The organism is Candidatus Cryosericum terrychapinii, from assembly GCF_003570925.1.
GTDB classification, from domain to species: Bacteria; Caldisericota; Caldisericia; order Cryosericales; family Cryosericaceae; genus Cryosericum; species Cryosericum terrychapinii.
The window spans coordinates 1-8545 of record NZ_QXIS01000018.1; the positions used below are offsets into that span (position 1 = coordinate 1).

The following is an 8545-nucleotide window of genomic DNA, read 5'->3' on the forward strand; positions in this document are numbered from 1 at the left end:
CAGAAGCGGCACCCGCTGATGGGCGACGTGCGCGGCATGGGCCTCATGATCGGCATCGAGTTCGTAAAGGACGCCAAGAAGACCAAGGCCAAGGAAGAAAGCACTCAGCTGGTCCTCGAGGCATTCAAACGCGGCCTGCTGCTGCTGCCCTGTGGCGAGAACTCGGTCCGCCTTTGTCCGGCGCTCAGTGTCACACAGGATCAGTGCGATGTCATGCTGGACGTCTGGGAAGAGTCTCTGGCGGCTGTCGAGAAACAGATGAACAGCTAGAGGTGTGCGATGAAGTCTTCTGCTGAGTTCAAACAGTTGTATGCAGCGAAGACACCGGCATCCCGAAAGCTGAGCGAGCGCGCCCGACAGACTCTCCCGGCCGGCGTCGTCGCCAACGTCAAGTACTTTGCCCCCTACCCGCTGTTCATGCAGCGGGCGGTGGGTTCGCACTTGTGGGATGTCGATGGGAACGAGTACATCGACTACTGTCTCGCATTTGGGCCGCTCATCCTTGGCCATGGGCATCCGGCTGTTGTCAGGGCCGTGGCAGAGTCACTTGCGACATGGGGTACAACCATTTTTGGGACGCCGAACGAACTCGAGATCCAGTACGCCGAGAAACTGATGTCCATGCTGCCGATCACCGGCAAAGTACGTCTCACCAACAGTGGCTCCGAGGCGACGTACCTGGCTCTGCAATTAGGCCGCGCTGCGACCGGCAAGCCGGCTATCGCGCGTTTCGAAGGGCACTACCATGGGTGGTATTATGAGGGCGTGCTCAGCAATACTCCAAGGGCGGCAGACTACGGCGATCCAGACCGGCCGACGTCTGTCGCCGGGTCCCGCGGGACTCCTGCGTATATCCTCGAGAACACGCTGGTGCTTCCCTTCAATGACCTCGACGCGTGCAGCAAGCTGCTCACGGCCAATCGTGATCGCGTCGGAACCGTCATCGTCGAGCCGTCGCCTCGTGCGTTCTACCAGACAGATCCGGCTTTTCTGGAAGGCCTGCGTGCTCTCACCCGGGAACTCGGCATGGTCCTCATTTTCGATGAGGTGATGTCGGGGTTTCGCTCGGGTCCCCAAGGTGCGGCCGGCATCTTTGGTGTCGAGCCCGACCTCATGGTACTGGGCAAGATCATCGGAGGTGGCTTCCCCGTAGGAGCGGTAGCGGGGAGGGAGGATCTTCTGGACCTGACGTCCCCGTTGTCGAGTGGTGGAAGCGTCTTCCACTCCGGGACGTTCAACGGGGCAGTCCAGGTTCTTGCTGCGGGGCTTGCCACACTGGATATCCTGTCGGATGAGTCCCAGATGCGGCCGTTCTATGAGGCGACCGAGGCGTTCAAAGCTGGCATCCGTCATCTGCTGACAGCCCATCACATCCCCGGGCACGTGGCCGGCCTCGGCGCCAATTTCGGCGTCATCATGAGCGAGACGCCGATTCGCAACTACCGCGACCTGGCTCGCGAGAACGGAGCGATGCGAGAGGCCTTCGACTTCGCGTGTCTGACCGAGGGCATCTATGTTCATCCTCACAAACCGTTCTACACGTCATTGGCGCACTCGGCCCAAGACTATGAGGCGACGCTGCGGAAGCTCGACCAGATCTTCGCGGCGATCAGCTGAGCTGAGAATCCAGTCGGCGCGATTGCCTGGTCACCCCGAAGGGCAAAAGGACACTGAATAGGAGGAGACAAGAATGAAGTCAGTTGTCATCACGTCCGCAGTCAGAACGCCCGTGGGCAACATCGGCGGGGTTTTCCGGGACATTCTGGCCGTCGAGTTGGCAAGGACCGTCCTGGAGGAGGTCGTTAAGAGGTCGGGCATCGAGAAATCGATCGTGGATGAGATCATCGTCGGGCAGGCAAAACAGAGCACAGATGCGCCCAACATTGCCAGAGTCGCCGCTCTGGAAGGCGGTTTTCCAGAAGAAGTCCCGGCATATACGGTCCACAGGCAGTGTTCGTCGGGTCTGCAGGCCATCCTGAATGCCGTGTGGCAGATCCAGGCGGGGTATGGCGACGTGATCGTGGCTGGTGGCGTCGAGAGCATGAGCACAGCTCCCTACTACCTTCGCAGCGCACGCTACGGCTACAAGTCCGGGAACAGCGAGTTGCTCGATCCGAACACCGAGAGCCAGCCAAAGTCACAGCCCGAGGAGATCTACGGCTCGTTCACCATGGGCATGACGGCTGAGAATCTGGCGGACAAGTACGGGATCACCCGCGAAGAACAGGATGAATTTGCGTATGCCAGCCATGCCAGGGCCGTCGCGGCAATCGACGCGGGTCGGTTCAAGGAGGAGATCACCCCTGTGAGCGTGCGCATCGGGAAAGGCCAAACGACGCTTGTCGACACCGACGAGGGCCCCAGAAGAGATACAAGCCTCGAGAAGATGGCCAAGCTCAAGCCCGTGTTCAAAGCGGGAGGGACGGTGACGGCCGGCAACAGCTCCAGCAGAAACGATGGCGCTGCCGCTGTCGTGGTGATGTCGGAAGAGAAGGCTGCTGAGATGGGGATCAAGCCTCTGGCAAGATTCGTGGCGGCAGGCATCGCCGGCGTCAACCCCACCATCATGGGCATCGGCCCGGTACCCGCCACGCGCAAGGCCCTGGAACGGTCAGGACTGTTGCTGGGCGATATCGGCCTCATCGAGCTCAACGAAGCGTTCGCGGCGCAGAGCCTTGCTGTTGTCAAGGAGCTGGGCTTCAACCGGGATATCCTCAACGTGAACGGAGGGGCCATTGCGCTGGGGCACCCACTTGGCTGCTCCGGAACGCGCATCTCGGTCACACTGATCCATGAGATGTTGCGGAGAAACACCAGGTACGGGCTTGCAACCATCTGCGTTGCGGGCGGCCTTGGTGTGTCGACGATCTTCGAGAATCTGTGCGTGTGAGAGCAGGAGGTTCTGTCCATGGTTAGCGACAAGTACAGAAGCATCGAGGACGCAATCGCCAGGGTCAAGCCAGGGTCACGCATCATGGTCGGGAGCTTTGGCTTGGCCGGATATCCCGAGGAGTTGATCGAGGCCCTTGCAGCAAGTGGAACGGGAGACCTGACGATCATCAGCAACGACCTCGGTACGCCCGGCGTTGGTCTCGGCAAGCTGCTCACCAACAACCAGATCCGGTCGTTGATCGGGACCTACTACAACTGGAATCCAGAGGTAGCTGGCGCCTACAATGAAGGCCGGATCAGCGTGAAGCTGGTCCCGCAGGGGACGTTCGCAGAAGCGATCAGAGCCGCCGGCGTGGGCATCCCGGCTTTCTTCACGCCGACCGGAGCGGGTACAGAACTCGCGGCAGGCAAGGAGACCAGAGAATTCGCCGGGAAGGCGTGTGTCCTGGAAGAATCCATCCATGCCGACGTGGCACTCATCAAGGCCTACAAGGCCGACGAGCTGGGCAATCTGGTCTACTACAAAACTGCCCGCAACTTCAATCCCGTCATGGCGATGGCGGCAGACACCGTCATAGCCGAAGTCGAAGAGATAGTCCCGGTCGGGTCTCTGGACCCCGAGTGCATAGTGACGCCCCACATGTATGTGGATGTGCTGACGATGAGGAAGAGCTGAGATGCAGGTGATACTCGAACAACAGGCCAAAGAACGGATAGCCTCAATGATAGCCCGCTACTTCGACGGAAAAGCCCGGAATGGGAGGCTATTCATCAACCTTGGCGTCGGTATTCCGACCATGGTGGCCAACTACATCACAAGTCCCAGCATCTACGTGCAGGCCGAAAACGGGATGCTCGGCGTCGGCTGTGCGGCACCCGAAGGCCGGATGGACCATGACCTGATCAATGCGGGCAGGACGTGTGTTACTGAGACTCCCGGCTGCTCCTATATGGACAGCGCTGCGTCCTTCGGCATGATCCGTGGTGGTCACATCGACGCAACGGTCATCGGGGCGTTTGAAGTAGATCAGAAGGGGAACATTGCCAACTGGATCATCCCCAATGGGAAACAGCTTGGGGTCGGCGGAGCGATGGATCTGGTCACCGGAGCCCGCGAGGTCGTGATAGCCATGCAGCATACCAGCAAGAACGGCAAGCCTAAGCTGGTCAAACAATGCACGCTCCCCATCACTGGCATCGGCGAGGCCGACATGGTCATCACCGAGTATGCCGTGTTTGTCTTCGACAAGGGTAGACTGATCCTCAAGGAAATTGCCCCCGAGATCACCGTCGACGAACTCCGAGGCATAACCGACGCCGAGTTCAACGTGTAACTTTCTCGGGACGGTTCCGAAAGTGTAACACTCTCGACGAGAACCCAAACTGGAGGAGTGTAACTTTCTCGGGACGGTTCCAAAAATGTAACACTCTTGACGATAACCTAAACTTGGGGAGGAATTATGCCGGGTACATGGTTCGTAAGATGGTCCGTTTAGATGAGTAGACAAGCGAGAATTCGGATTCCCGACGGCGTGTATCATGTGACGACACACGGCGACGGTGACACGATGATCTTCGAGGGGCCGTCTGAGAAGCGGCGACTGCTTGACCTGCTGGCGGATACGGCCGAAGAGTTGGACTGGGCCATGTATGCGTGGTGTGTCATGGGGAATCATTATCACTTTCTGCTGAAAACGCCCGACGACAATCTATCAGAAGGAATGCACCACATCAACATGACCTATGGTGAGTGGTACAACATGTGTCGAGGACGTCACGGTCATGTATTTCAGGACCGCTTCTTCTCGATTCTGATCACGCAGGACAGTCATCTTCTCGAGGCCTCCCGCTACGTCGTGCTGAATCCCCTGCGGGTGGGCCTGGTGGTTGCTCCTCAGGAGTGGCCATGGAGTAGTTACAATGCTGCCGTGCTGGGCGCGCCCTCTCGCGTTCCGCTGAGGGATCGAGAGTTGATGGGGATGTTCGGCCACGAAGGGGCAGAGTCCCGGGAGCTCTATCGGGAATTTGTCCACGCGGGCATCGGGCTCAAGAAACCGGACTCTCTCCTCACGGGTAGGGCCAGGCGATGGGCGGAATCCAGCGACCGAGCTCGGTCAGAGAGCGGCCAAGATGTTGCTGCGCGAAAACCTGTTGCCGGCCTGACCCCCGACGTGATTGAGATCTCCCATGTGGTCAGTCTCCATCAGCAGGGGATGAGCCTGAGAGAAATCGCCGCCACACTTGGCATAAGTCACATGACGGCGCGGCGTTATCTGGCGCGCAACGCCGAAGGAACGAAACTGTAACACTCTCGACGTTTCGGAACCGTCCCGAAGTGTAACAGTGTTACAGATATGGAACCGTCCCGAGAAAGTTACAGGGCCCGGCGCAGGTGGCCGGGCCCCTTGCCTGTTAGTAGTTGAACTGCTGTACCAGGTAGGACGGGTTGAGCTTCTCGCCCGTGGCGTGTTCGATCATGGTGTTCCATGAGTACTTCGCGCCGGGAGTGAAGACGTTGTCGACAAACCAGCGGCCACCTTCGGGCGTCAGCACCTTGCCCTCGGCTTTGGCGCGCAGGGTGTGGTCAAACTGGGAGGCGAGCATCTCGCCGAGCAGGTAGTTGTGGTAGTAGACGGGGGCCATGGCGAAGTGGTACTTCGCTGCCCAGTCGGGCTTCTCGAAGCGTTCCTCGGGTGCGTTGAGGTACTGGATGTTCTGGACGCCCTGGTACCAGAGCCGGCTGTTGCCCTTCTCCGTGCGATAGAGCTCTCGCTCGAATAGAGCGAAGTGCGTGATCCACCGAGTCGCGACGAGCATCTGGTTACGGATGGCGACAGGCAAGTCCCTCTGCAGCCTCTGGAGATTGGCATCATCGATGCCGACCATCTGCTTGTACCACTTGGGGTCGCGGGCCATGCGGCCAAAGAACATGGCGACAGCTTCGGTCGTGAAGATGTGCGCGGGTTGGCGCAGGACTTCGGGAAGCGTCATGTCGGTGTACTTGTCGTAGCAGGCGTGGCCCATTTCGTGCAGGAGGGTTTCCATTTCCGTTTCGTTGGGGCGCAGGTTGGCGAGGACGCGGACGTCGCCCTTGTTGTCGAGGTGCATACAGAAGGCGTGCTGGTCTTTGCCCGCGCGTTCGTAGAGGTCGCTGCGATCGATGATGTCGCGGATGTCCAGCCCGATGGCATCGTAGGTTGCTGTCGCAAGTTCCTCGACGATATGGTCGCCCTTGCCCTCGAAATACACGCCGAGACCGACGTCTGAGGTGCGGGGAGCCTCCTGGAAGAACATGTCGCTCATATGCCAGGGCATCAGCTTGGAAGGGTCGACGTCCAACCGCCGTCCAACCACCTGGTCGATGGAGTACTTGACGCGGCGGAACAGCGCGTCCGTCTGGTCGCGGTAACTTTCGAGCGTCTGTTTGAGCCATGCACCGTCGAATTCCTGGAGCTCGATTGACATCTCATAGTAGTTGGCGTACCCCAGCTTGACGGCAGACTCGTTGCGGAGCTTGATGAGCTCCATGAGACCAGGTTCGAGCACTGCGCCCACCTGCTTGCTGGCGAGCCAGGCCTTCTTGCGAAGGTCATTGTCGGTGCTGGTCCGGAGGATCTCCTCGATTTGTTTGTTGTTGACTTCCCTGCCGTCGATGGTTCCGCGGAACTTGGTCGTGATGCCCTGAAGGGCGATCTGCTTGCTGACCAGCTGCTGAAGCATCTCCCTGTCAAGCTGGTTTTCGACCATCATGTCGTGGACAAGTCTGAGCTGTCTGCGCTCGAACTCTTCCAGGTCACCCGCGGCGAGCATGGAGTTCACGGTGTCGAAGCGCTGCTTGTCGGCGAGGAAGAGCCGCATTGCCAAGTCGGCATGCTCCGCCTGGGCGGCGTACTCGTCCTTCCCGGTCGTCGACAGGTTCCAGGCGGCGATGTTGCACTGGTAGGACAGCTCGTTGAGCTTCTCATTCAGTTCCTTCAGATACATGGCGTTATCCATGGGTGCCTCCTAAGATAGGTACAGTTTACGAAGGAATGTGCGAATGCAACAGGCCGGCAGAGGAGCGACCGGAACAGGCTCCAGGTTGAAGTGGTCATGTTTGACACGTTTTTGGGGCCGCATATACTTCAAGTGTTCTCTGGGGCAGGGTGAAATCCCCGACCGGTGGTAGTAGCGAAGAGCTTAGCCCACGAGCCGCTGCGGCGGTAGGACTTGGTGTGATTCCAGGGCCGACAGTACAGTCTGGACGGAAAGAGACGTCCGCTTTCCGTGCCCCCAGGGTTGATTGCAGCTGTAAGGCTGCGTCTGCTATGGAGGTAGAGAATGGAATCGAAGAAACTGCGTATGCTCACCCTGGCTAGTATGCTGGCCGCCGTCGGGTATGTCCTTCAGCTGTTCGAGTTTCCCCTGCCGTTCTTGCCGGCTGCGACCTTTCTCAAGTTCGATTTCGGGGACATTCCGGTCGTGATCGCCGGTTCTATGTTTGGACCCGGTGCGGCAGTACTGACTGCCACCGTCAAAGGGTTGCTATGGGCGCTCATCGGTCACGGAGCAAACAGCTGGGTTGGAGCAGGCATGAACACGATCGCAGTCATCGTCTTTGCTCTTCCGTTGGCTCTTCTGGGCAGGTCCAGGAAGCTATGGGTCAAAGCCGCTGCAGCAGGTCTAGGCATGCTTGCGATGACGGCGGTGATGGTTGGATTGAACCTCATCGTAGATCCTCTGTATTTCAAGTGGCCGATTGCGGCCGTCAAAGCTATTATTGTACCTGCAATCATCCCCTTCAACTTATTCCGAGGCGCGGCCAATGGTGTCGCATCTGTGCTCGTCATGCTGGCGCTTCAGCGGACGGCCATCTTCCGGACGAGTCGCTGACTTTCGTGCCTGGCACCACATCAATGGGACACGGCGAATCCGCTGTTCTTGCCTCACGGGGCGCTGAGCATATACTGTCCTCATGCGCCGGGACTTCGTATGACCGGCAGTGCGTGAGGTGAAATGTGAACTCAGCTGATATTCGAGAAGGCTTTCTCCGGTTCTTCGAGAGGCACGACCACCTGAGACTCCCCAGCGCTTCCCTGCTCTCGCCCGACCCAACACTGCTCTTTACCGCAGCCGGTATGGTCCCGCTGAAGCAGTATTACCTAGGGGAGGTGGCTCCTCCAAATGCGCGCATGACGTCGGACCAGAAATGCATTCGAACGAACGACATCGAGCGGGTTGGCCGGACGGCACGTCACCATACCTTCTTCGAGATGCTGGGCAACTTCTCCATCGGCGACTACTTCAAGGACGACGCCATCGCGATGGCCTTGGAGTTCTCGACGAAGGTTCTCGGCCTGTCAGCCGATCGTATCTGGGTAACTATATATAAGGAAGATCTCCAGACGGCGGACATCTGGCAGAAGGTCGGCATTCCGCGCGAGCGGATCGTGGCGATGGGCGCTGACGACAATTTCTGGACCATGGGCCCCGTCGGTCCGTGTGGCCCCTGCAGCGAACTATACATCGACCGTGGGGTGCGTCACCCGGGCGACGAGAAGCAGCAGATGGGCGACGATGGGGACCGGTTCCTCGAGTACTGGAACCTGGTGTTCACGCAGTTCGACCGGCAACCGGACGGTTCGCTGAAGCCGCTTGCTCGCAAGAACATCGA

9 protein-coding genes and 1 riboswitch are annotated in these 8545 nt (G+C 59.0%); of the genes, 8 read left to right on the forward strand and 1 reads right to left on the reverse strand.

Annotated features, from left to right (window positions below):
• The 6 genes from SMC7_RS03200 to SMC7_RS03225 form a co-directional block, all read left to right on the forward strand.
• Positions 1-270, forward strand: a 270-nt coding sequence (locus SMC7_RS03200; protein ID WP_119088933.1) for an aminotransferase class III-fold pyridoxal phosphate-dependent enzyme, incomplete at its 5' end; no start/stop codon positions are given.
• A 9-nt stretch (positions 271-279) separates the two neighbouring features.
• On the forward strand, positions 280-1617 hold the full coding sequence (locus tag SMC7_RS03205; RefSeq protein WP_119088934.1) for an aspartate aminotransferase family protein: 1338 nt from the start codon (positions 280-282) through the stop codon (positions 1615-1617).
• Between the two features lie 73 nt (positions 1618-1690).
• Positions 1691-2890 (forward strand): thiolase family protein, encoded by a 1200-nt coding sequence (locus SMC7_RS03210; protein ID WP_119088935.1) that lies wholly within the window; start codon positions 1691-1693, stop codon positions 2888-2890.
• 18 nt (positions 2891-2908) lie between these two features.
• Positions 2909-3568: a CoA transferase subunit A gene (locus SMC7_RS03215; protein WP_119088936.1), complete on the forward strand. Its 660-nt coding sequence runs from the start codon at positions 2909-2911 to the stop codon at positions 3566-3568.
• A 1-nt stretch (position 3569) separates the two neighbouring features.
• The gene (locus SMC7_RS03220; protein ID WP_119088937.1) at positions 3570-4226 is read left to right on the forward strand and encodes a 3-oxoacid CoA-transferase subunit B; all 657 of its coding nucleotides are present in this window, start codon (positions 3570-3572) and stop codon (positions 4224-4226) included.
• Positions 4227-4388: 162 nt separating this feature from the next.
• Positions 4389-5198, forward strand: coding sequence for an REP-associated tyrosine transposase (locus SMC7_RS03225; RefSeq protein ID WP_119088938.1), 810 nt, complete (start codon positions 4389-4391; stop codon positions 5196-5198).
• A gap of 106 nt (positions 5199-5304) precedes the next feature.
• On the opposite strand, the gene SMC7_RS03230 is transcribed toward SMC7_RS03225, so the two are convergent.
• Positions 5305-6888: a M2 family metallopeptidase gene (locus tag SMC7_RS03230; protein WP_119088939.1), complete on the reverse strand. Its 1584-nt coding sequence runs from the start codon at positions 6886-6888 to the stop codon at positions 5305-5307.
• A gap of 131 nt (positions 6889-7019) precedes the next feature.
• A riboswitch (FMN riboswitch) is annotated at positions 7020-7151 on the forward strand.
• A 61-nt stretch (positions 7152-7212) separates the two neighbouring features.
• On the opposite strand from SMC7_RS03230, the gene SMC7_RS03235 reads away from it, so the two are divergent.
• Together SMC7_RS03235 and SMC7_RS03240 are read left to right on the forward strand one after the other, a co-directional pair.
• Complete coding sequence (locus tag SMC7_RS03235) at positions 7213-7764, forward strand: ECF transporter S component (RefSeq protein ID WP_119088940.1); 552 nt, start codon at positions 7213-7215, stop codon at positions 7762-7764.
• Between the two features lie 125 nt (positions 7765-7889).
• Positions 7890-8545: alanine--tRNA ligase-related protein (locus SMC7_RS03240; protein WP_243620290.1), on the forward strand; the 656-nt coding region annotated here is incomplete at its 3' end.

Coding starts and splice junctions, on each gene's coding strand:
- SMC7_RS03205 (WP_119088934.1), top strand. CDS start 280: ATGAAGTCTTCTGCTGAGTTCAAACAGTTGTATGCAGCGAAGACACCG.
- SMC7_RS03210 (WP_119088935.1), top strand. CDS start 1,691: ATGAAGTCAGTTGTCATCACGTCCGCAGTCAGAACGCCCGTGGGCAAC.
- SMC7_RS03215 (WP_119088936.1), top strand. CDS start 2,909: ATGGTTAGCGACAAGTACAGAAGCATCGAGGACGCAATCGCCAGGGTC.
- SMC7_RS03220 (WP_119088937.1), top strand. CDS start 3,570: ATGCAGGTGATACTCGAACAACAGGCCAAAGAACGGATAGCCTCAATG.
- SMC7_RS03225 (WP_119088938.1), top strand. CDS start 4,389: ATGAGTAGACAAGCGAGAATTCGGATTCCCGACGGCGTGTATCATGTG.
- SMC7_RS03230 (WP_119088939.1), bottom strand. CDS start 6,888: ATGGATAACGCCATGTATCTGAAGGAACTGAATGAGAAGCTCAACGAG.
- SMC7_RS03235 (WP_119088940.1), top strand. CDS start 7,213: ATGGAATCGAAGAAACTGCGTATGCTCACCCTGGCTAGTATGCTGGCC.